Origin of the sequence: Halomicronema sp. CCY15110, from assembly GCF_016888165.1 — a bacterium.
Classification (GTDB): Bacteria; Cyanobacteriota; Cyanobacteriia; order Phormidesmidales; family Phormidesmidaceae; genus Halomicronema.
In genome coordinates, this window is the sequence record NZ_JACSWC010000318.1 from 14,880 (window position 1) to 36,106 (window position 21,227).

Sequence of the window (21,227 nt, forward strand, 5' to 3'; positions counted from 1 at the left end):
GGGGGGGCTGTCGTTTGATTGAGGGAGTAAAACACGACAGAAAAGCCTGAAACTGTGGCACCAGAATAATCCGAAACGCTAAAGATCTAGTCGTGACTGATCGCTGGTCGGATGTCTCGTACAAGACGAATCAAGCCCACTAAAACGGTCAAAAATTCTAGCCGTCCTAAAAACATCGCGACAATCTCGGTCCATAGCAAAGTTGTGGGGGCATCCGGTGCGGTCACTCCAACCGAGAGACCCACGGTACTCATGGCGCTCGCAGTTTCAAACAGGCTTTCGTCAAGGGAATAGCCATGCCCTGCCATGATCAGGCTAATGACTCCGTAAGTAGCCAGATAGAGAAAGACAAACAGAGCGGTTTGCCGAACTTGCTCATCGCTGATGAAGCGGCGATTGTTGGTCTGCCAGATTCTAGGTTCACTCACTAAGCGATCGGGCATCAGCATTCGCTGAATTTCCCATAACAGGCTGCGATAGAGGATATAGATCCGCATTTGCTTGATGCCGCCAGCCGTTGAGCCTGCTCCTCCGCCAACCAGCATCAACAGAATTAAAATAAGCCAGCCCAAACCACTCCAGTCGCCATAGCCCACAGTCGAAAATCCGGTTGTGGTTAAGGCTGAAATGGGCTCAAACACTGCCACCCGAAATGCTTTGCCGACAGAACCGTAAATTGCTCCAGTGATCCCCAACCACAACACGATCGCACTGCCACCAATGAGCACTATTTGCAACCGCACCTGCCCATCACGCCAGAGGCTCGACCATTTGCCCCGGAGGATGAGGTAACTCAGCACGAAGTTGAAGCTGCCTAGCAGCATCAGCACCCAGGTTACGACTTCTACCGGCACGCTATCCCAGTAGCCAATGGAGTCAGGGCGGGTAGAGAACCCCCCGGTTGATAATGCTGCAAAGGCGTGATTAACGGCATCAAACCAGTCCATCCCCGCAATGCGGAGGGCAAGGATACCGATCGCCACATAGCCGGAGTAAATGCTGAGGACCAGTTTGGCGGAACGACGAACATGGGGAGCCAATTGCTCACTGCGCCCTTCGGCACTGGAGAGCCCAGAACCCGAGGGACCGGCGATCGCACTCAGGGTAATGATCGCTAACCCAGCTCCCCCATAGAGTTCTGTAATGCTGCGAAACAGCAAGATCAAGCGGGGAGCCTGGGTCACATCGACGACCGAAAGGCCCGTGGTCGTCCAGCCGCTGGTGGACTCAAAGACAGCCTGGGTGAAGGTGAGGCCGGAGATCCAGATAAACGGCACCGTACCCACCAGAATCACAAGCAGCCAAGATAGCACCACAATGACAGAGCCTTCTTGCAGCGTCAAACTGCGTCCGGTTTTCGGCGTCAGCCAGCGCCAAGCCGCCCACCCAAATGCTGACAGTAGCAGCCCCGGCACGAGAAAACCGCCTGCCAGTACCCATTCTTCGGAATAAAAGATCAACGCCAGCAGCGGGGACAAAATACCGATCCCAGCAATGAGACAAACCAATCCGGTATAACCACCGACGGCCCGATAACGCTGACGCAGAAACGCTTGATAGCGGCCCATCTAACTGATGTCTCCCATAATCACCTGATACGCCGCTTCGTAAGCTCCGGCTTGACTGATGACAATCAGGCGATCGCCTGCCTGCAACTGGCTATTCCCTTTCGGAATCATGACTGTGCCTTGACGCACGATACAGGCAATAATGGCCGCTTGCAGATTCAAGTCCTTCAAGCTCTGACCAACCGCTGGACTATCGGCCTGAAGGGTCACCTCCGCGAGATGCACGTCTCCATCAGCCACGGGCACCAGCGCTTTAATGTCTTTGTAATCCGTTTGCTGCTCAATGAGCTGGCCTAAAATTTCGGTAGCGGAGAAGACGACCGATACCCCCAACTGCTTAAACACCGCTTGGTTAGCCGGATCGTTCACGAGCGCGATCGTTCGGGGCACTCCAAAACGCTTTTGAGCAATCTGGCAAGCCACCAAATTGTCTTCATCTTGGCCCGTCAAGGCTAACAATACATCGGCTCGGTAAGCCCCAGCATCCTCTAATACTGCGGGTTCGCTGCCATCACCATGCAGGACAGTCGCTTGCAATTTATGAGACAGCGCCAATGCTTCCTCCCGCCGAGCGGTAATCAGGGTTAAAGCATACCCTTTAGCAACAAAATGCTTGCCTAAAAAGTACGCCAGCTTGTCTTGACCAATCACAATCACTCTCATGGCATCACTAATGGGCTTTGGTGCAAAATGTTGAGCAACGCATCGGCAGAAAGCTGGGTCGGGCTAATGGTATCGATACCAAACTCTTTGTAGATAGCCTCTCGGGTGGGGTCATAGACCCGAGCAATGACGGTGGATACTTCAAACATCGTGCGGGCAACTTGAGCCACCATTAAATTGATGTTGTCTTGGTCGGTAACGGCTAGCAAACAGTCCGCTCGGTTAATTCGAGACTGTTCTAAAATCGCCATTTCAGTTGCATCACCGACGACCGTAAAGCCGCTAAACTCAGCCGATAACTGATCAAAAGCAGCCTCGCGAGCATCCACAATCACAACGTTGTGCCCTTCGTTACTTAGATAGCTGGCCAGTAGGGAACCTAACCGTCCGCACCCAACGACAACAATCTCCTGAGTTTTTGCCACTAACCTGCTCTCCCTAGTAAATGCTGCGGCCAGTCATTCCTGGTTACTAGTTCTGTTATCATCCTTATCATCCAGCGCTAGCTCCGTCCCCAACACTCTGACCGCTGAGAGTCTGAGTCATCGCCATCAGGATGCCGGCGGCGGTGGCGATCGCGCAACTGCTCCATCTCAGCATCTTGGCGGGCACGCCGCAAACGGGCCAAGCGGAATTGTTCTCGGATTTGCTCAACAAATTCTCTAAATTTTTCTAACATGGTGCAAAATTCTCGTTATAAAGAGGCCCCCGAATTCCTCGTCATTCATCATCATAAACGCTGATCTCACGTCAATCATTAACTATGGAAATTTCGCCAAGCTGCCTCCAAATCCCCGATTTCTGTTGTTAGTTCTGAGGAATAGATTGTTGCAAACATACTTCCAGTTCTGGCAATAACATCTCATTTAAGGTAATCGCGACAACCCAATCCTGCTCAGTAATTTCAGGGTCATCCCTCAGATCAAACAATTGATCTCCTCGCACTAAACCTAACAAATAGCACTGCTCTGGCAGTTGAACTGCACTAAGCCGAGTTCCTAAGTAAGCACTGTTGAAATACATTTGATGCACATAGGTCAACGGCTTTGTACTGGATAATGACATCTCAAATCTAGAATCCAAAAGTTAAAACAACATATAAAATAACTAAGCAGCCTAGAATCCGGATTGCTCTAAACCAACCTTCATTAGGCTTGACTCACTGGGCAGCAATTCAAAAGACAGAACATGAATATATCACAGAAGACATACAAGGTCTTCTGTCTAAAGATACACGCTTGAATTCAGTAATATTTCAAGAAAGTACATCTCTAAATATTTTTTAATTATTAAACTCAAAAATAGTCAAGCTGGTTAGTTATTGGCAATAATATGGAGATCAACTTGAGGTAGTGCTCGCATTAGTCGCTGCACGATAGAGCCTTTGAATAACAATTGAAAACGAGATCGACGTGTTTCACCTAAAACAATCTGAGTGATGCGTTCTTGAGTCGAAACTTCAACGATAGCGGTCACAATATCCGGCGATTGTTTTCTAAGAAATTCCCCTTCAAACTCCTGACATAAACGTTCACAGGTTTCAATATGCAGCGCTTCTGATTTTGTTAAAAATTTGCCTTCAGGAGCAACAAATAAAACGAACAGTCGACCATTCATATGATTGGTAATCCGAGCCCCTCGCCGCAAAAGCTGAATCGAATTGGGATAGGTTGAAATACACACCAAAACCCGCTCTTGAATATTACAGTGAGGATTTTGATCGGTAGCAACCGATTCTTCTTCGATGTTGTCGGCAATTTCGCGCAGGGCTAATTCTCTTAAGGCAATCAGATTACTGCGACGAAAAAAGTTGTGCAGGGCCTGGTCAATCTTTTCAGGCGCATAGATTTTGCCTTCCTGAAGCCGTTCTTGCAGCATCTCTGGGGTGACATCGACCACGACGATTTCATCCGCGTCATCAATCACGCGATCGGGAATGCGCTCCCGCACGACCACCCCAGAAATGCGATGCACCAGATCATTCAAGCTCTCTAAGTGCTGAATATTGACAGTTGAATAAACGTCAATTTCAGCGTCTAGAATTTGTTCGACATCCTGATAGCGTTTCTCCCGTTGAGAACCCGGTATGTTGGTATGGGCCAACTCATCCACCAGTACCAGTTGAGGAGCTCGCTCCAGAATGGCTTCTGTATCCATTTCTTGCAGCATGACTCCTCGGCAATTGACTCGTTTACGGGGGATCAGGTCTAACCCTTCTGCCTTGAGAGCTGTCTCCTCCCGACCGTGAGTTTCTAATAATCCCACAATCACATCGACGCCATCTTGCTTGAGCGCGTGCCCTTCTTCGAGCATGCGGTACGTCTTGCCGACGCCGGGAGCCATGCCAATGAAGATTTTGTGTTTACCTCGGCGGTGGGGTTTTTGGTAACTGGCAGAGGCGTTGGCGAAGCCTCCAGGAACGGGAATCGCAGCGGGGTTATACATAGCAAGAAGAGGGAGGGATTGGAGCGATGGAACGTTTTAACGTTGATCTAGAGAGAGGTTTAGCGTGACCGTATTGACAGCGGGCTCACCAAAGATGCCTAAGAATCGTCCTTCGGTGTTTTGTGTGATGAGGGTTTGCAGGTCGTCGAGTGAAAGGTTGCGAACAGCGGCGATGCGGTCAATTTGAGCGATCGCGCTCGCTGGTGAAATATGGGGATCCAGACCAGAACCGGAACTATAGAGCAGGTCAGCGGTCGGTGCGATGTTGGCAGCTTGCAAAATTTCCGCTCTTTCTTCGGTTAATGCCAGCAGGTCAGGGTTGCTGGGGGCCAGGTTAGTCGCGCCTGATAGCCCGGTAGGGGCAGCCGCTTCACCGATGCTGTAATCGACGGCACTAGGGCGACTCCAGAAATATTCTTCGCTGCTAAAGGCTTGACCGATCAGGGTAGAGCCGATGACTTGACCCTGATCATTCACAATCAGGCTGCCGTTAGCTTGAGCGGGAAAGATACCCTGGCCGATTACCAAAATCAGCAAGGGGTAAATCAGGGCGGTGAGCAGCCAGAGAACGACCGTGGTGCGGATGCTGGTCGTGATGTCTTGAATCATGGTTTTTAGGGGTAATTAGGGTTTGTGGAAAGGGATCGGAGCGTTAAAACGTTGGAACGTTAGAACGTTTTAACGTTCGAGAATTTATCCTGATGGCGGCGGCGATGGCGATCGCGATACCGTTCAAGTTGTGCCTGCCGGATCTGTCGCTTCAGTCGCCCCAGACGGATCTGTTCGCGAATCTGATTAATGAGTCTTTTCAACATGATCAAAATTTCTCCGGTTTCAAAATGACGGTGGTGAGATACGCGGCCAGTCCGATGACGACCAGACCGAGCAGCCCAAGAGCATAGGCATTACCTCGGGCGAGACTGTCGGTAGCGGCATAGAGGGCAGGCGCGATCGCCAGGTTTAAGCACAGAGCGATGAAAAGTCCTACAGCAATTCGGGCGCGGCGTTGCTGTAAGTGCTCTAACCAGTCGTTACAAGTTTCAAGGGGTCGCAAGGTAAATCTATTCATCAGCGGATCTCCAAGTAGTAGGTTGCTTAAACGTTCCAACGTTCGAACGTTTCAACGTTTAGTTAAAGGGCATCGTCAAAGCAGGGGCGCGCTCTCAAGTTGGTGGTGGCACGATGCAGATTGGCTTCAGCGGGCTGATAGGTTGGATCTAGTCCTAGTGCAGCTCGGTAGAGTTTGAGGGCTTCTAAGCGATCGCCCAAGCATTCAGTAATCAAACCCAACAACGTTAAAGACTCTGGCCGTTCAGGAGCTTGCTTCATCGCTTCGCCGATGAGCTTGCGGGCCTGGTCAAATTCGCTTTGTCGGGCACACTGACGAGCCAGTTTGATCAGCTCATCGAAGTCGCCTGTGGGGACTCCAGCAGCAGGGGGATGATTCAGGGCTTCAGCGACGACGGTGCGAATGCGATCGGGTTCAAAGGGGCGTTGGAGGTAGCCGTGGGGCTCATGAATGAAATCTACCGCCCCCTGTTTCATGGCATTGACGGCATCTTCCAGGCTGCAATGGTCGCAAATCATCACGACCCGAATATGGGGATAGAGCGAGAGCAGTTGCCCTAAGCGCCCGCCTTCAGCTTGTTGAGAAATGGCGAGATCCAAAATCATCAGGTCAATAGCCTGTTGTTGCAATTGCTCAAAGGCAGCTTCCCAATCGGCTGCCCCGTAGATGTGGTAGCCTTCGGGTTGCAGAAAATCAGTCAATATCAGTCGGGTCGCCGTCTCGTGATGCACGATCAGTAGGCTGGCCGGAGACACACGCTCCTCTAATAGTTCAGGGACAGCGATCGCTTGGGCTTCTGAAGGTCGATCATCGGGTAATGAGAAATCCGATGAAGTTTGAGAAGAAAAAAGAGTCATCGTGTAAAACCTCCTACGCTAAACCAACGCTGCCGACGATGAGATCGATGAGCTTGATGGCGATAAAGGGCGCGATGACACCCCCCAAGCCAAAAATCAGCATGTTGCGCTGTAGCAGTTGATTGGCGGTTAATGGACGGAACTTCACTCCCTTTAGAGCTAGGGGAATCAGGGCGGGAATAATCAGCGCGTTGTAGATCAGGGCAGACAGTACCGCCGACTGGGGGCTATTCAGACCCATGATGTTGAGGGCACCGATGCCCGCTGCCGCAAACATCGCCGGAATGATGGCGAAATATTTGGCAATGTCATTGGCAATGGAAAAGGTGGTCAGTGCGCCGCGCGTAATCAGCAACTGCTTACCAATGGTGACCAGGTCAATCAGCTTGGTGGGGTCGGAGTCGAGATCGACCATGTTGGCGGCTTCTTTGGCGGCTTGGGTCCCAGAGTTCATCGCCACCCCGACGTTAGCCTGGGCCAGCGCTGGCGCATCGTTGGTGCCGTCGCCGGTCATCGCCACCAGCTTGCCTTCGGCCTGTTCGGCTTGAATCACCTGGATTTTGTCTTCGGGGGTGGCTTCGGCGACAAAGTCATCGACTCCGGCTTCGCGGGCAATCACTTCGGCAGTGATGCGGTTGTCACCCGTCAGCATCACAGTGCGCACCCCCATGCGCCGCAGTTGGTCAAACCGTTCATGAATGCCGGGTTTGATGATGTCTTTGAGGTAGATGACGCCGTAGATGTCATCATTCTGGCAAAGCGCCAGCGGTGTGCCGCCTAAACGGGAAACTTTTTCAAAGGCGTGATCCAGCCCTTCTGGAACGTGGCCGCCGCGCGATCGCACAAAGCCGCGAATGGCATCCACTGCCCCTTTACGAATTTCGCCGCCATCGGGCAGGTTGGTGCCGCTCATGCGGGTGCGGGCGGAAAAATCTACCGCTTCCGCTGTGCGCTGGTCGAACGCCAGGGATGCTCCCTGCTGCTGTGCCAACCGCACGATGGATTTGCCTTCGGGAGTCGTATCAAAGATGCTGGCAGCCAGCGCCACCGAAGCCACCTTATCGGGGCTGTGGCCATTCAGGGGAATAAATTCTTCGGCCAAACGGTTGCCCAGGGTGATGGTGCCGGTCTTATCCAGCACCAGCGTATTGATGTCGCCACAAGCTTCGACCGCTCGACCAGAGGTAGCGACCACGTTGAACTGCGCGACGCGATCCATCCCGGCAATCCCGATCGCGCTCAGCAATCCCCCAATCGTGGTGGGAATCAGCGCCACCAGCAGGGCAATCAAAATGGCGACGCTGACGGGACTGTCGATATAGGCTGCCGGAGTCGGGAGGGTGGCGATCACAATCAAAAACACCAGGGTCAGCACCGCCAGCAGCACCGTCAGGGCAATTTCGTTGGGGGTTTTGCTGCGCTCAGCCCCTTCGACCAGGGCAATCATGCGGTCAATAAAGCCCTTACCAGGGTCAGCGGTCACCTGAAGCGTCAGTTCATCCGAAATAATCTTGGTGCCGCCGGTGACGGAGCTAGCCACATCCGAGCCTGCTTCCTTCAACACCGGAGCCGATTCCCCAGTAATGGCTGATTCATCCACCGAAGCGACGCCATCCAGCACTTCCCCATCAGCAGGGATAACGTCACCGGCGATGACCTTGATGCGATCGCCCCGGCTCAAGCTGGTGGAATACACTTCCTCGGTGGAGCCATCGGCCAAAATCTTGCGCGCGGTCGTCTCTGACTTGGTGGAGCGCAGCGCATCCGCCTGAGCCTTACCTCGCCCCTCTGCCACCGCTTCGGCGAAGTTAGCAAACACGATAGTCAAGAACAGAATGATGGCAATCAGGCCGTTAAACAGCACCGGATTATCCGGTACCGGACCAAAGAGCCCAGGATTGAAGGTCAGCAGAACCGTGATGATGGTGCCCACCCAGACCACAAACATGACGGGGTTTTTCACCATCACGCGCGGATCAAGCTTGAAAAATGCTTCTTTGAAAGCCCGCTGGTAAAGGCCCGACATATCCACTTTCGGCGTATGTCGTCGCCCTTCGCGGGGTCCACCGGGCTGATGGTGGTGTTGTGTAGAACTAGTCATGACGGTTATGGAATGAAAGAACTAAAGGTTGAATGAGGGAGGGAAAGTTAGAACGTTTAAACGTTGCAACGTTCTAACGTTTGAACGTTCTAACGGTGGGTAAATGGGGGAATTTTAGGGGCATGATTTCAGGGTTAGGTACAACATGGGCACGATTCGGAGGTTTGAGGATATTGAGGCTTGGCAGACGGCGCGGATAATGACTCGGTTTGTTTATCGGGTTTCGAGTGAGGGGCATTTCGCACGGGATTTTGGCCTCAAAGATCAGATGCGACGGGCGGCGGTTTCGGTGATGTCGAATATTGCGGAAGGGTTTGAAAGCCGGACACCGAAGCTGTTTATCAACTATTTGGGCATTGCCAAGGCATCGGCGGGGGAGTTGCGATCGCAGGCTTATATCGCTCTCGATGCGGGTCATATTAATCAAGCCGAATTTGAGCAGTTATTTGATCTGGTAGAAAAATGCAGTTGTCAGCTCAGTCGGTTTATGACGTATTTACAGTCCCAGCTTCGATAGCTTGAGTTCGTTAGAACGTTAGAACGTTAGAACGTTAGAACGTTAGAACGTTGGAACGTTTCAACGGTTTTCTTACCCTCCGGCAGCAGCTTTGGCGATCGCAAAGCCTTCCGCGATTGGCCCTAACGCCAGCACCGGCAAGAAGGTCAGTGCCCCAAGAATGAGAATGGTGCCTGCGGTCACGCCTGTGAACAAAACGCTGTCGGTGTAAAGCGTGCCCGCCGTTTCGGGGACGGGCTGCTTCTGGGCCATGCTGTCGGCCAGGTAAATCAGCGCAACAATCGGGATATAGCGACCGACCAGCAGTGAGAAGCTGGCGCTGAGGTTCCACCAGAGGGTATCGTCGCCCAGCCCCTCAAAGCCGGAGCCATTGTTGGCCGCAGCGGAGGCATATTCATAGATCACCTGGGAAATGCCGTGGAAGCCGGGGTTGCTGATGCCCGCTAAGGTTTCAGGAAAAGCCAGGGTAATCGCGCCGGGAATGAGAATCGCGATGGGGTGAGCCAGCAAGATGATGCTAGCCAGAACGATTTCGCGCTTCTCAATTTTGCGGCTGAGGAATTCGGGGGTGCGGCCTACCATCAAGCCTGTGAGGAACACCGTCAAAATCAGAAAGACAAACAGGTAGGCCGTGCCGGTGCCCTGACCACCCCAGACAATTTGCAGGAACATGTCAGAGAGGGTGGCAAAGCCACCAGGGGGCATTAGGGAATCGTGCATGCCATTGACGGCACCACACATCGTTCCGGTGGTTGAAACGGCCCAGAGTGCCGTCAGCGCCCAGCCAAACCGCACCTCTTTACCTTCTAGGTTGGGGGCTTGCTCGCCCAGAATGCCGTTGACCAGCGGATTGCCCTGGAACTCGCCCACCGCCGCGATCGCGATTAGGGCAGCGTAGAAGACGAACACCATGCCAAAGATGAACCAGCCCTGACGCGGTTTGCCCGCCATGATGCCGTAGGTCAAAATCAGCCCCGCCGGAATGACCAGCATGATGATGTTGGTCAGCAGATTCGTGAAGTTGTTCGGGTTTTCGTAGGGGTGGGCCGAGTTGATGCCGAAGAAACCACCGCCGTTTTCGCCCAGCTCCTTGATGATTTCGAAGTGGGCCACCGGGCCACGGGCGATATATTGAGTCGCCCCTTCTAACGTTTGAGCGACAGCGGGACCTGCGAAGGTTTCTGGCACTCCGGCAATCACGAGGGCGATCGCCCCCACAATCGAAATCGGCAGCAAAATCCGGGTAATCGATAGGGTCAGGTCAACATAAAAGTTGCCTAGCGCATTCCCCGTTAGACCTCGGATGAAGGCGATCGCGACCGCAATTCCCGTTGCCGCTGAGGTGAACATTAAAAAGCCCAGCGCCCCGGCTTGTGAAAAGTAGGTATAGGTGGTTTCGCCAGAATAATGCTGCTGATTCGTATTGGTGACAAACGAAATAGCAGTGTGCAGTGCCAAATCCCAGTTGGGTGCATCTAAACCAGTCGGATTCAGCGGCAGCACCCCTTGCAGCATGAAGATGAGAAATACCAAAATTCCCATCACCAAATTGCTTACCAAAATGGCTCTGATATATTGCCCCCCCGTCATGGAGGGTTGATTTGAAAAACCACCAGTGCTAAACAACAGTCGCTCTAGAGGACTGGCAACGGGATCAAGCACCGTCCTCTGCCCCATAAACACCCGCGCCATATATTTGCCTAAAAACGGCGCGACTACTAACAGAATCGCCAAGGCGATCGCGAGTTGAAAAAATCCCTGAGCCATGAAAAAACTCCTAACTAACTAAAGGGAAATTAAACGTTCAAACGTTGGAACGTTAAAAACGTTTGAACGTTCAATCCCGTATCCATCAGCCTTAAAAACGAACGTTGATTACACCCTCACTATTCCGCCTCTAAAGCTGTTTTGACAAGGTATAGAACAGTGTTTATATAGGATTTATATTGCCAGGATTAGGCAACCAGACTAGAGGCGTTTAGAAGTGTTTAGATGAAATCAATAAATGCCTATATCATCTGATATAAATTCAAGCTACTTATTCAATTCAGCTCTTAGAATAGATTGACAAATAGATTAAGTTATTCCCTATTTATTGACCACCCACCCAGTTGCTCCTATGCCAAGGTCTAGACCTGTCTCCTATTTCGATCAGTTGATCCAGGCCTGTCATCGCATTCACTGGCTGATTGGGGTCATCTTCGTCTTGGTCATCTTGCTGGAGTACAGTACGCCGCCGCCCTATGTGTTTGGCTATCTGTATGTCGGGGCGGTGCTGATTGCTAGCACTCGGCTCAGTCGTCGCGCCACCCTTTGGGTAACCGCTGTGGCGATCGCCTTTACCTTGCTCAATCTGTTTGTTCCAGGGGTCGCCGCCATTACGCCGGATACCGTTGCCAATCGAGTGATTACCGTGCTGGCGCTGGGGGTTACGGGCTGGCTCGGCGATCGCCTCCAATCCTACGAGCAGGCGATTACGCGGCAACGCTTACAACTCCAGGCGCAGGAACAGCTCGCCCAAATGCGGGAAGACTTTGTCTCGACCCTCACCCATGATTTGAAGACGCCGTTATTGGGTGCTTTGGAGACGTTGCGGGCGTTGCGCACTGAAAACTTTGGCCCGGTTTCGCTGCCCCAACGCCGGGTTTTTGAGGTGATGACCCGCAGCCATCAAAAGACGCTGCAACTGGTGGAAACCTTGATGGACGTTTATCGCAACGATGCCGAAGGGCTGAGGCTGCACCGCCAACGGCTCGATCTGCTCACCCTGGCGGAGGATGCCGTCGCTGATGTGGTGCCCTTGGCCACCTCGCGCCAAATCCATCTGCGGGTCAAGGACGAAACTTCGGAGTTTCGGCGGTCTTACTGCGTCCATGGCGATGCTTTGCAGCTTTCGCGGGTGCTGGTGAATCTGCTGTCGAATGCTGTCAACCATTCCCGGCGGGGGAGTTCGGTGCAGGTGGTAATGGGCACGGCCAACGGTCACTGCCAGGTACAAATCATCGACGAGGGGCAGGGCATACCCGCTGATGAGCTGCCGCATTTGTTCGATCGCTTCTATCAGGGGCAGAGCGATCGCCAAGCGAAAGGCACCGGGTTAGGACTTTATCTCAGTCGTCAAATTGTGGAGGCCCACGGCGGTAAAATTTGGGCAGAGTCTCGCGCTAATGGCGCAGTCTTTGCGTTTCGGCTCCCCGCCTGCGTAAATGAGTTGCCTTTACCCGCTACGAGCAAATCGACGGCATGACCCCTCCCCTCAAAATTTTATTAGTTGAAGACGACGAGCTGTTTCGGCTGGGATTAGCCACGCGACTCCAGCAAGAACCGATGCTCGAAATCGTGGCTGAAGCCGAAGACGGTGAAACCGCCCTCGATCGCGTGACGCAGCAGGCGTTTGACATCGTGATTTTGGATGTGGGTTTACCGGGCATCGGTGGGGTCGAAACCTGTCGGCAAATCAAGCAACTGTTGCCCCAGTTACCCATTCTGGTATTGACCTCCCATTCTCAACCCACGCTGATCAACCGCCTGATTGAAGCCCAGGCCCAGGGCTATTGCGTGAAAGGGGTGGCCGCCGAATCGTTGATTTTGGCGATTCAGTCAGTGGCCGCCGGGGCTTCCTGGTGGGATGCTCAGGCCACCGAGCAGATTCGCGCCCAGTTTCAGCAGCCCCCGGCTAAAGTACCTCCATCCGCCTCGGTGCCCGATAACCCTCTGACCCAGCGAGAACGGGAGATTTTAGCGCTGATCGCCAGCGGCAAAAGCAATTCTGAAATTGCCGAATCCCTTTACATCGCCGCCGGTACGGTTCGCGTTCATGTCCACGCGATTTTGCAAAAACTGGAGGTGCGCGATCGCACTCAAGCGGTCGTCATTGCCCTGCGCAATGGGTTAATCGATACCGAAGGCATACCCCCAAATCCGGCGATCGAGGGTTAAGCCCCATCACCGATTCCATCTTTCCTGAATTCAGTCCTCTACCCAGATACCTATTCCATGACCACTTTGCTTGAGCACTTAAACGGCGAACCGATCGTAGCGTTTGCCGTTTTGGTCGCCGTCATCCTGATCGTGCCGCTCTTGTTTGAGCGCATTAACTTACCGGGTTTGGTGGGGCTCCTCGCCGCAGGCATTCTGTTTGGTCCCCACGGGTTAAACCTGCTCAACACCGAAGACCCGGTGATGCAGCTCCTCTCGGATGTGGGTCTGCTCTACCTGATGTTTGTCGCGGGTCTGGAAATCGACATGGCCGAGTTCCAGAAAATGAAGTATCGGGCCGCAGGCTTTGGCAGTCTGACCTTTGGCTTACCGCTGCTGGCCGGGACGGGACTGGGACTGGTGGCCGGATTTCCCCTGGTCAGTGCAGTGCTGATCGGGTCGCTGATTGCCTCTCACAGTTTGCTCACCTATCCCATCGTGCGCCAGTATGAGGTCACTCGCAATCCCGCCGTGATCACGACTCTGGGCGGTACCATCTTCACCGATATTGGGGCGCTGATTGTCTTAGCCATTTGCATCAGCGCTGGCACGGGCGATTTCACCCTGGCGAGTTTGGGGCAGTTGCTGGGTGGGTTGGCCGTCTACACCCTGATCATTCTGTGGGGCTTCGATCGCTTAGGGCGTGAATTTTTTCGGCGCTCCGGCGACAACCAGGGCAATCAGTTCTTGTTCATTCTGCTGGTGATCTTTGTCGCGGCCATCGGCGCAGAACTTATTGGCGTCGAAAAGATTGTGGGAGCCTTTCTCGCCGGACTTGCCGTCAATGAAGTGGTGGGTAACACCCTGGTAAAAGAGAAAATCGTCTTTGTCGGTAATGTCCTCTTTATCCCGATCTTTTTTGTGGATATTGGTCTGTTGATTGATGTGCCGGCCTTCTTTGGCAGCCTGAGAGCCTTGAGCTTTTCCGTCAGCATTTTGGCCGCCCTGCTCATCAGCAAGTTTCTCGCCGCCTTTTTGGCCCAAAAGCTGTTTCGTTTCCGTCGCCTGGAAATGCTGACCATGTGGGGTATGAGCATTCCTCAGGTGGCCACGACCCTGGCGGCAGCACTGGTCGGTCACCAGGCTGGGCTCCTGACTGATGCGGTGCTCAATGCCGTCGTCGTGATGATGCTGGTAACGGCTATTTTGGGGCCGCTGATTGTGCGGCAAACGGCGCGATCGCTGCCCGTACCCGAAACGGAACTGCCTGCTGAAACCGCTGAAGCCGGGCCAGAAACGCTTGATCGTCCGTTTACCATCGTCGTTCCCGTCTACAATCCCCGCACGGAGCAATACCTGATTGAACTGGCCGCGCTGATCGCGGAGTACCGGAAAGGCGTGATCAAGCCATTGGCGATCGCCAACGCCCAGTCGCAAATGGACTCGCCCCGCATGAACCGCATCTTTCAGCAGCGCGAAACGCTACTGGTCAACGCGACCAAAATTGGGCAATCTCTGAATGTGGCGGTTGATCCACTATTGCGTATCGACAATAGCGTCGCTGAAGGCATCAGCCGCACCGCGAGAGAGCAAAAGGCTAACCTGGTCATCATGGGCTGGAGTGAACGCCATACCTTGACTGCTCGCCTGTTTGGCACCTTGATTGACAGCGTGCTGTGGTCTACCCACTGTCCCCTGGCCATTTCCTATCTCCGCATGTCGCCCCGAAAAATGACTAGTTGTTTGGTGCCCATCAAGCAATTTACCGCCGCCGAAGCCCACAAAGTGCAAATTGCTCTCGCGATCGCCCAGCACAGCCATGCTCGCGTCATCCTGCTCCATGTCACCACGAGAAAAGCTTCCATCAATCGGGAAATCGATCTCCAGAAGAGAATGCAAGCCCTCGCTGGAGACCGGGCTGAGAAGATTGACCTCCAACTCAAAGTGCTATGCCAGGTTGACACTGCCCAAGCCATTTTGAATGAAGCTAAATTTTGTGACCTTGTCGTTATGCGCACTTATCGCCGACGCAGCAGCACAGGCGATATCCGCATCAGCGATATCTCTAACCAGGTCGCCCGTCAACTCAACTGCTCTCTCATTTTGCTTGGCGAGCCCCGTGCTAACTGGCTAAATCCCGCTTGAACGAAAATAGCGACGCATTCCCCCACCTCGATACAGGTGGGGGTCAAGGAGCAGCGAAGTCTTAATCGTCATAGCCCTGGTTCTCGATGTATTGTTTCAGAACAGATAAGGGAGCACCACCACATGAGATGGCACTAAACCCACGCTTCCAGAAAACAGGCTTCCAGTAATACGGTTTTAACTGCTCAGCGTAACGTCTGCGAATCTCTCGGCTGGTAACAGTTTTGAGGGTGTTGCAAAGCTTGGAGACTGACACCTTTGGAGCCAGGTCAATCAATAAGTGGATGTGGTCTTTATCGCCCAGGTCTGCCTTCGCATCCTCCAATATGCAGTCGTTCTTGGCACAGATACTTTCAGTCAAAGCCTTAATGTCGGCCTCTATTTCGTCAGTTATGACGGGATGCCGGTATTTCGTGACAAACACGATATGCACCTTGAGCAAGGCGACACTATGAGAGAACGACCTAAGCTTATTTGCCATCTATCAATGCTTTCAGTCAAAACAAAATGCTGTCACTGTGATATTATAAGGGCATGAAAGTCAAAAATCCTTCCAAAATTATTCGCACTGACAAATGGGCATTAAACCCGACCGCTGAACAGCGTCATCTGTTCGGCGAGACGGTGAATGTCTATCGTCGGGTGTGCAGATATTTGGTCGGCATTGTCTTGACGCACTGGCCAGAGTTAGGGGTTTTATCGCCGGATGAGCAGATCCCCGCTGTAGAGCGATTGATGCACTCGACGGCAAATCGGGCCATTGTGAAATATCCGCAGATTAACCGGGTGTTTCATAAGTTCCCCAGCTACTATCGCAGGGCTGCAATCAGCTTTGCGATAGGGCAGGTTAGCAGCTACATAACTCGGTATCGAGACTGGCAAAGCGGTCTATCCCGTAAACGACGGGATGCTAAGCCGCCTACGCTCAATGCGGATGCATGCTGCTACCCTACCCTCTACAAAGGCCAGTGCTACAAGTTGCATGGCTACGACGCGGTTGAGATCAAGGTGTTTACAGGGTCTGACTGGATCTGGACAACGGTTCAGATTAGTGGACTTCGAGAACGCCATGAAGTACCGGGCAACAAAATGCTGTCGCCGTCTCTAATCTTCAACCGCAAAGCCTGCCATCTCTCGGTTCCGTTTCACTGTGTTCCTCCAAAGCGGAAACCTGACGAAAATGTTGTCGCCGTTGACTTGGGCATCAATACCACGGCAACGGTCACGGTCGTAACGTTCGACGGTACTGTAATCCATCGTGAGTTCATTCACCCTGGAAGAGACATAGACCGTCGAGACAAGCGGCTCAAGTCCGTTTCGATGCGGGCCTCTAAAACAATGGGTAAAGGTGGGAAGCTGCACAAAGGCTTCTGCGCCAATACCTATCGCAAATGCCAGAACATCAACAACCAGATTGGGCACGTCGTTTCTAAGCGGATTGTCCAGATTGCCAGTGAGTTCAACTCAGAGGCCATCGTCTTCGAGAATATGAAAGGCTGGAAGGCAACGGGTGGGCGAAAACGCTCAAACCTGCGTCAACGCTTTCATGGCTGGCTCAAGGCAAAAATCCGCGACTACACCGAGATGAAGTGGCGAGAGGCTGGCGGCAAAGTGATTGATGTCGTTGCCGCCTATACCTCGAAGATGGCTTATGACGGTTCTGGCATCGTTAAGCGAGATTCCAAAAACTATGCTCTGGCAACGTTCCCGTCAGGTAAGCGCATCAATGCGGATCTGAATGGGTCGTACAACATCGCCGCCAGGGGCATCATTAAGCTCACGCGCAGCAATGACCGTGAGGACCGTTCCAGCAAACGTTCTGGACGGTCGCCTAGAAGTTGGGCTTGTCTGTGTGATCTCTGGACTCAGGATAGTCTGAGATTAGCATAGGACACCCCCACCTCGGCTCTGCCAGGTGGGGAGAGCTTCATCACAAGGCGAGTAGGAGAGTCTGACGTGGGTGTTGCGACAACATCAACCCACCTTTGGGCGGGATGAGAGCGTTGTGTCATCGGCTTGCCTGCCAAACGGCAGCAGTAGCATCCAGGGCAGTTGAGCCACCCGCAGCGTGTTCTGATACTCCGTCAAACCAATGGTCATTCCCTGATTGCCCTTGGCTGCACGGGCTCGATAGGTACCAAACAGGTAGTCCCACCAGGGCAGGTTAAACCCGTAGTTGCTGTTGGTTTCTTGAGGAATGACTGAATGGTGAATCCGGTGCATGTCAGGAGTCACCACCACCCAGCGCAGCAGTCGATCCAGGGGACGGGGCAAACTCACATTGCCGTGGTTGAACATGGCGGTGGCATTGAGCAGGATCTCAAAAATAAGCACTGCCACCGGGGGGGCACCTAGCAGGGCGATCGCGACAATTTTCATCCCCATGGACAGGAAAATTTCAATCGGGTGAAACCTCAGTCCGGTAGTGACATCAAAGTCGCGATCGGCGTGATGCACCTTGTGCAACCGCCAGAGGGTGGGCAGGGCATGGAACATGACATGGTGCAAATAGACCACCAGATCCAGTGTCATCACCGACAGCAGGATGACCAGCCACCCCGGTAGCTCCAGCACGTTGAATAACCCCCAGCCCTGTTCAGCCGCGATCGCCGCAAACCCCACCGCTGCCAGGGGAAAAACTGCCCGCAGCAGCACCGTATTCAGCACCACCAACCCCAAATTACTGCCCCACCGCAGCGGCTTGGACACCGACAGACGACGACTGGGGGAGAGCCGCTCCCAGAGGATCATGATCCCTAAGATGCCAAAGAAGAAAGCAGCGCGAATGAGCGGTTCTTGAGTTAGCAGGGTGTCTTCCAGCATGGTGAGTGGTCTCCTAGGTCAGATTCAATGGGCCATAACGGACTACTGAGCGATTTAGCTGTGAACAGGCAAGCCTTCGGCTTTCCATTCGGGATAGCCTTCCTGCAACCGCAGGGCGGTAAATCCCTGCTGCTGTAGTAACGCCGCCGCGTCATGGGACAGGGCGCAGTAGGGACCACGGCAATAAGCCACCACCTCACAATCAGCGGGCAATTCCCGTAATCGCTGGGTCAGTTCCGCCAGGGGAATATTGATCGCCCCCGGCAGATGACCAGCGGCGTACTCCTCCGCAGGCCGGACATCCAGCAGGGTGACGCTGCCTGCCTGGAGGCGGTCTACCAAATCGGGAATGGTAATGGCCTCCAGACCATCACCGCCCTGGAAATATTGCGTCATCAGCTGCTGCACCTCGGCCAGATTCCGCTCAGCTACCCGTCGCAGAAAGCGGGTCAACTGCACCACCTCGTCATCAGCCAGGTGGTAATACACATAGCGCCCCGCTTTGCGGGTCGTGACCAGTCCACTGCGGCGCAGGTGTTGCAGGTGTTGAGACACCGTGGCGATAGGCAGGTTCATCAGTTGGGTTAGGCTCTCGACACTGCGATCGCCCTGGGCAATCAACTCCAACAGCTCCAGGCGGTACTCATGCCCCAGGGCTTTGGCCAGAGTCGCCAACTGCTCTAGCAATTGCCGTTTGCGATTTGTGGCTGACATAAATGGCAAGACTCTCTATTATTCAATTAATATACAGAATAATTGAATAATAGAGAGTCTTGCCTGAATAATTTTGTGCCTGGGGGCAAGGGCCGGTTCAGCACTGGTGTAGCCGTCAAACTTACATCCCTATACTGCTCTTGAGCCAATCAGCCCCAACTAGCTATGACCTGGTTTGAACGCTTTCAGCCCTTTTTGATTCTCACTGCCGTACTGCTAGGACTGGGGCTGGCTCAGATAGCCGGTGTATCGGCAGTGGCCAGTATCCTGATCACGCCACTGCTGATGGGTATGCTCTATGCTGCATTTTTGCCGATTTCGCTACGACACTTTGGCAGCGCCTTCCGCAACTATCGGGTAACCCTCACCAGCCTGATCATCAACTTCCTGTGGACGCCACTGCTGGCCTGGGGCTTAGGGGCACTGTTCCTTGCCAATGCCCCCGATTTGCGGGTTGGACTGTTGATGCTGATGGTCACCCCCTGTACCGACTGGTATCTGGTGTTTACGGGCATCGCCAAGGGCAACGTGGGGTTAGCAACGGCATTGTTACCGCTGAACTTGGTTTTGCAGATGGTGCTGCTGCCCGTTTACCTGGCGGTGTTTGCCCAGTCCCTGGTGAGCCTGAATCTCTGGGTATTGGGTAGCAAAGTCGCAATAGTGCTGTTGGTGCCACTAGCTCTGGCGATGTTGTCACGGGTCTTCCTGGTGCGATGGCAGGGAAACGCCTGGTTAGCGGGTCATTTGCCGAAGGTGGCGATCGCTCAACTTCTCTGTCTCAACCTGGCGATCGCCGCTATCTTTGCTGCTGAGGGGGCAACGCTGATCCAACGTCCAGACCTGTTGCTGCGGTTACTGGTGCCGATCGGCTTGTTTTTTATCATCAACTTCGTCTTGGCCCAGCAGGTTGGACGAGTTTTAAAGCTGGCCTATCCAGAGGTTGCCTGCCTGACCTGCACGACACTGGCGCGGAATTCTCCGGTCGCTCTAGCCGTGGCCGCCTCAGCCTTTAGCGATCGTCCCCTCATTGCCTTAACTTTGGTCATGGGTCCCCTGTTAGAGCTACCAATTTTAGCTTTAGTGTCACAGATACTCTTGCGATTCAGCTCTTCACATTCTTCACAGCTTGAGGTTTTTCATGAAGATGATAAAGTTGGCTGATGATTGCACCAGCATCTCTTGCTCAAGCAACCCATTAAACTGCTTTAATTCACCTCAACTAGGCCACAAACTGGGAGTTTGAGATCACCTTTAGAGCAATCCCCGCGATCGCATACAGAATGCAGTTTCGCTCAAATTTCACCCGTGACTGCACCCGACCGATACCCCGACGGGCTTGGATGGACTCGTACAGATAGGCTAGGGACAGGGCCATGCAGACAATCTCGGCCAGGTCGAAGGTAAACGTCTGCCGCCAGGGCGTGGTTGGTACTGACACAAACAACAGCAGGTACACGACCAACAATGCGCCCAGGGTGACTTTGAAAGTTGAATCATTCATTACAGCTCGACTCCTGATGATGGCTGGTCTGGGGCATTCACCCCATGCTGTTGCCGTGATTGATAAAGCGCCTTGAGATTATCAGGCGACCTGGAAGCCGAAATTTCCCAGTTCTGGCGATCAGCTTCAGTGAGGTTGGCTACCTGTAGTGACCTGCAAACGAAATCTTAAGAACCTGCAAACAAGGCATTTTTGAACCGGGATTATCTGACAATAACGCCCCCTTCAAACCGGGATTATCTGTAGCGGCTCGCAAACAGCGGAGCCCGTGCTCGCAAACAAGACGATTTTGAGCTCAGATTATCTGCGAATAAGAGTGCCTTGATGCTCACATTATTTGCAAACAGGCTCAGATTAAGTGCGAACAGCTTGCAAACAAGATTTTCGGCTCACATTAACTGCAAATAAGCCGAAAGCCTTTGTCAGCATAACATTCAGCGATTTTTGGCCGACTTGAATAGCTGCTGGGTGACGCAACTATCCAAATTTTGAGAAATCGCTTAAAGTCCTGACAGGAAGAGGATTTCCACGACTGCACTGGGGACAGTGCCAGTTCCTGAGTCTCACGGATTTCTAACGTTTGATGGCTGTGACAGTTGACGCAAACAGTCCCGTTTTAGGCCAGGCGATTTTGACGATGTTGAGACTCATCAGGAGATGATCGCATTGTGAGGTAAGCCCTTGCCAGGTCGTGCCAAGTTTCTACGGGAGCGGTTTTGGACCTCCAGCCGTAAAGTAAGTTTCTTAATGCAAAGCCAATTGCCCCTGGTCAAACTCAAAAGCTACGGGACTAGACGCAAAGACTGGGGATTAGTTGCCTGAAAGCTTTACCCCTTAGTGGTGCAGAAAAGTCCTGAGAGTATTGATGTAGCTAGATTCTCAGATTGAGAAGGGGAGCCATCTGTG

At 53.1% G+C, this 21,227-nt stretch carries 22 protein-coding genes; 6 read left to right on the forward strand and 16 right to left on the reverse strand.

From position 1 onward, the window contains the following. Window positions 1-86: 86 nt before the first annotated feature. The 11 genes from JUK32_RS14675 to kdpB form a co-directional block, all read right to left on the reverse strand. Window positions 87-1,568 (reverse strand): TrkH family potassium uptake protein, encoded by a 1,482-nt coding sequence (locus JUK32_RS14675; RefSeq protein WP_204139608.1) that lies wholly within the window; start codon window positions 1,566-1,568, stop codon window positions 87-89. After that, entirely contained in the window at window positions 1,569-2,231 is a 663-nt protein-coding gene (locus tag JUK32_RS14680; RefSeq protein WP_204139609.1) for a TrkA family potassium uptake protein, read from the reverse strand. It abuts the gene before it with no gap. Beyond that, the gene (locus JUK32_RS14685) at window positions 2,228-2,656 is read right to left on the reverse strand and encodes a TrkA family potassium uptake protein (RefSeq protein WP_204139610.1); all 429 of its coding nucleotides are present in this window, start codon (window positions 2,654-2,656) and stop codon (window positions 2,228-2,230) included. Before JUK32_RS14685 ends, JUK32_RS14680 begins: the two co-directional genes overlap by 4 nt. Window positions 2,657-2,733: 77 nt before the next feature. Continuing rightward, entirely contained in the window at window positions 2,734-2,910 is a 177-nt protein-coding gene (locus JUK32_RS14690) for a hypothetical protein (protein ID WP_204139611.1), read from the reverse strand. 128 nt (window positions 2,911-3,038) lie between these two features. After that, window positions 3,039-3,296 (reverse strand): hypothetical protein, encoded by a 258-nt coding sequence (locus tag JUK32_RS14695; RefSeq protein WP_204139612.1) that lies wholly within the window; start codon window positions 3,294-3,296, stop codon window positions 3,039-3,041. A 249-nt stretch (window positions 3,297-3,545) separates the two neighbouring features. Next, window positions 3,546-4,676: a sensor protein KdpD gene (locus tag JUK32_RS14700; protein WP_204139613.1), complete on the reverse strand. Its 1,131-nt coding sequence runs from the start codon at window positions 4,674-4,676 to the stop codon at window positions 3,546-3,548. Between the two features lie 36 nt (window positions 4,677-4,712). Further along, complete coding sequence (gene kdpC / locus JUK32_RS14705; RefSeq protein WP_204139614.1) at window positions 4,713-5,285, reverse strand: K(+)-transporting ATPase subunit C; 573 nt, start codon at window positions 5,283-5,285, stop codon at window positions 4,713-4,715. A gap of 59 nt (window positions 5,286-5,344) precedes the next feature. Next, window positions 5,345-5,491 (reverse strand): hypothetical protein, encoded by a 147-nt coding sequence (locus JUK32_RS14710; RefSeq protein WP_204139631.1) that lies wholly within the window; start codon window positions 5,489-5,491, stop codon window positions 5,345-5,347. A gap of 2 nt (window positions 5,492-5,493) precedes the next feature. Further along, entirely contained in the window at window positions 5,494-5,745 is a 252-nt protein-coding gene (locus JUK32_RS14715; protein WP_204139615.1) for a potassium-transporting ATPase subunit F, read from the reverse strand. 62 nt (window positions 5,746-5,807) lie between these two features. After that, window positions 5,808-6,602 carry a response regulator gene (locus tag JUK32_RS14720; RefSeq protein WP_204139616.1) on the reverse strand — a complete coding sequence of 265 codons (795 nt, stop codon included), beginning with the start codon at window positions 6,600-6,602 and terminating at the stop codon, window positions 5,808-5,810. A gap of 13 nt (window positions 6,603-6,615) precedes the next feature. After that, on the reverse strand, window positions 6,616-8,703 hold the full coding sequence (gene kdpB / locus JUK32_RS14725; RefSeq protein WP_204139617.1) for a potassium-transporting ATPase subunit KdpB: 2,088 nt from the start codon (window positions 8,701-8,703) through the stop codon (window positions 6,616-6,618). A 145-nt stretch (window positions 8,704-8,848) separates the two neighbouring features. Between kdpB and JUK32_RS14730 the strand changes: the two genes are divergently transcribed. Further along, window positions 8,849-9,220: a four helix bundle protein gene (locus JUK32_RS14730; protein ID WP_204139618.1), complete on the forward strand. Its 372-nt coding sequence runs from the start codon at window positions 8,849-8,851 to the stop codon at window positions 9,218-9,220. Window positions 9,221-9,292: 72 nt separating this feature from the next. Here JUK32_RS14730 and kdpA read toward each other — a convergent pair whose 3' ends face one another. Further along, complete coding sequence (gene kdpA, locus JUK32_RS14735) at window positions 9,293-10,987, reverse strand: potassium-transporting ATPase subunit KdpA (RefSeq protein ID WP_204139619.1); 1,695 nt, start codon at window positions 10,985-10,987, stop codon at window positions 9,293-9,295. A 352-nt stretch (window positions 10,988-11,339) separates the two neighbouring features. On the opposite strand from kdpA, the gene JUK32_RS14740 reads away from it, so the two are divergent. Genes JUK32_RS14740 through JUK32_RS14750 form a run of 3 tightly spaced genes read left to right on the forward strand, consistent with a single transcriptional unit; the run spans window position 11,340 to window position 15,283 of the window. After that, window positions 11,340-12,467, forward strand: coding sequence for a sensor histidine kinase KdpD (locus JUK32_RS14740; RefSeq protein ID WP_204139620.1), 1,128 nt, complete (start codon window positions 11,340-11,342; stop codon window positions 12,465-12,467). Then, window positions 12,464-13,159 (forward strand): response regulator transcription factor, encoded by a 696-nt coding sequence (locus JUK32_RS14745; RefSeq protein WP_204139621.1) that lies wholly within the window; start codon window positions 12,464-12,466, stop codon window positions 13,157-13,159. The genes JUK32_RS14740 and JUK32_RS14745 overlap by 4 nt, the downstream gene beginning before the upstream one ends. A 57-nt stretch (window positions 13,160-13,216) precedes the next feature. Then, entirely contained in the window at window positions 13,217-15,283 is a 2,067-nt protein-coding gene (locus JUK32_RS14750; protein WP_204139622.1) for a cation:proton antiporter, read from the forward strand. A 61-nt stretch (window positions 15,284-15,344) separates the two neighbouring features. On the opposite strand, the gene tnpA is transcribed toward JUK32_RS14750, so the two are convergent. After that, on the reverse strand, window positions 15,345-15,764 hold the full coding sequence (gene tnpA, locus JUK32_RS14755; protein WP_204139623.1) for an IS200/IS605 family transposase: 420 nt from the start codon (window positions 15,762-15,764) through the stop codon (window positions 15,345-15,347). A 53-nt stretch (window positions 15,765-15,817) separates the two neighbouring features. Here tnpA and JUK32_RS14760 point away from each other — a divergent pair, with 53 nt between their 5' ends. Continuing rightward, window positions 15,818-17,173 carry an IS200/IS605 family accessory protein TnpB-related protein gene (locus JUK32_RS14760; protein ID WP_204139624.1) on the forward strand — a complete coding sequence of 452 codons (1,356 nt, stop codon included), beginning with the start codon at window positions 15,818-15,820 and terminating at the stop codon, window positions 17,171-17,173. An 84-nt stretch (window positions 17,174-17,257) separates the two neighbouring features. On the opposite strand, the gene JUK32_RS14765 is transcribed toward JUK32_RS14760, so the two are convergent. Continuing rightward, window positions 17,258-18,106 carry a sterol desaturase family protein gene (locus tag JUK32_RS14765; protein ID WP_204139625.1) on the reverse strand — a complete coding sequence of 283 codons (849 nt, stop codon included), beginning with the start codon at window positions 18,104-18,106 and terminating at the stop codon, window positions 17,258-17,260. 54 nt (window positions 18,107-18,160) lie between these two features. Continuing rightward, window positions 18,161-18,820, reverse strand: a complete 660-nt coding sequence (locus tag JUK32_RS14770) for a metalloregulator ArsR/SmtB family transcription factor (protein WP_204139626.1) — start codon at window positions 18,818-18,820, stop codon at window positions 18,161-18,163. Window positions 18,821-18,985: 165 nt separating this feature from the next. On the opposite strand from JUK32_RS14770, the gene JUK32_RS14775 reads away from it, so the two are divergent. Continuing rightward, window positions 18,986-19,981 (forward strand): arsenic resistance protein, encoded by a 996-nt coding sequence (locus JUK32_RS14775; RefSeq protein ID WP_204139627.1) that lies wholly within the window; start codon window positions 18,986-18,988, stop codon window positions 19,979-19,981. 58 nt (window positions 19,982-20,039) lie between these two features. On the opposite strand, the gene JUK32_RS14780 is transcribed toward JUK32_RS14775, so the two are convergent. Next, on the reverse strand, window positions 20,040-20,321 hold the full coding sequence (locus tag JUK32_RS14780; protein ID WP_204139628.1) for a hypothetical protein: 282 nt from the start codon (window positions 20,319-20,321) through the stop codon (window positions 20,040-20,042). Window positions 20,322-21,227: the final 906 nt, after the last annotated feature.

Bases quoted from the DNA above. Each gene is read 5' to 3' on its own strand.
- JUK32_RS14765 (WP_204139625.1), bottom strand. From the start codon at position 18,106: ATGCTGGAAGACACCCTGCTAACTCAAGAACCGCTCATTCGCGCTGCT.
- JUK32_RS14770 (WP_204139626.1), bottom strand. From the start codon at position 18,820: ATGTCAGCCACAAATCGCAAACGGCAATTGCTAGAGCAGTTGGCGACT.
- JUK32_RS14710 (WP_204139631.1), bottom strand. From the start codon at position 5,491: ATGTTGAAAAGACTCATTAATCAGATTCGCGAACAGATCCGTCTGGGG.
- kdpB (WP_204139617.1), bottom strand. From the start codon at position 8,703: ATGACTAGTTCTACACAACACCACCATCAGCCCGGTGGACCCCGCGAA.
- JUK32_RS14700 (WP_204139613.1), bottom strand. From the start codon at position 4,676: ATGTATAACCCCGCTGCGATTCCCGTTCCTGGAGGCTTCGCCAACGCC.
- JUK32_RS14780 (WP_204139628.1), bottom strand. From the start codon at position 20,321: ATGAATGATTCAACTTTCAAAGTCACCCTGGGCGCATTGTTGGTCGTG.
- JUK32_RS14740 (WP_204139620.1), top strand. From the start codon at position 11,340: ATGCCAAGGTCTAGACCTGTCTCCTATTTCGATCAGTTGATCCAGGCC.
- JUK32_RS14695 (WP_204139612.1), bottom strand. From the start codon at position 3,296: ATGTCATTATCCAGTACAAAGCCGTTGACCTATGTGCATCAAATGTAT.
- JUK32_RS14775 (WP_204139627.1), top strand. From the start codon at position 18,986: ATGACCTGGTTTGAACGCTTTCAGCCCTTTTTGATTCTCACTGCCGTA.
- JUK32_RS14760 (WP_204139624.1), top strand. From the start codon at position 15,818: ATGAAAGTCAAAAATCCTTCCAAAATTATTCGCACTGACAAATGGGCA.
- JUK32_RS14675 (WP_204139608.1), bottom strand. From the start codon at position 1,568: ATGGGCCGCTATCAAGCGTTTCTGCGTCAGCGTTATCGGGCCGTCGGT.
- JUK32_RS14715 (WP_204139615.1), bottom strand. From the start codon at position 5,745: ATGAATAGATTTACCTTGCGACCCCTTGAAACTTGTAACGACTGGTTA.
- JUK32_RS14720 (WP_204139616.1), bottom strand. From the start codon at position 6,602: ATGACTCTTTTTTCTTCTCAAACTTCATCGGATTTCTCATTACCCGAT.
- tnpA (WP_204139623.1), bottom strand. From the start codon at position 15,764: ATGGCAAATAAGCTTAGGTCGTTCTCTCATAGTGTCGCCTTGCTCAAG.
- kdpA (WP_204139619.1), bottom strand. From the start codon at position 10,987: ATGGCTCAGGGATTTTTTCAACTCGCGATCGCCTTGGCGATTCTGTTA.
- JUK32_RS14690 (WP_204139611.1), bottom strand. From the start codon at position 2,910: ATGTTAGAAAAATTTAGAGAATTTGTTGAGCAAATCCGAGAACAATTC.
- JUK32_RS14680 (WP_204139609.1), bottom strand. From the start codon at position 2,231: ATGAGAGTGATTGTGATTGGTCAAGACAAGCTGGCGTACTTTTTAGGC.
- JUK32_RS14745 (WP_204139621.1), top strand. From the start codon at position 12,464: ATGACCCCTCCCCTCAAAATTTTATTAGTTGAAGACGACGAGCTGTTT.
- kdpC (WP_204139614.1), bottom strand. From the start codon at position 5,285: ATGATTCAAGACATCACGACCAGCATCCGCACCACGGTCGTTCTCTGG.
- JUK32_RS14750 (WP_204139622.1), top strand. From the start codon at position 13,217: ATGACCACTTTGCTTGAGCACTTAAACGGCGAACCGATCGTAGCGTTT.
- JUK32_RS14730 (WP_204139618.1), top strand. From the start codon at position 8,849: ATGGGCACGATTCGGAGGTTTGAGGATATTGAGGCTTGGCAGACGGCG.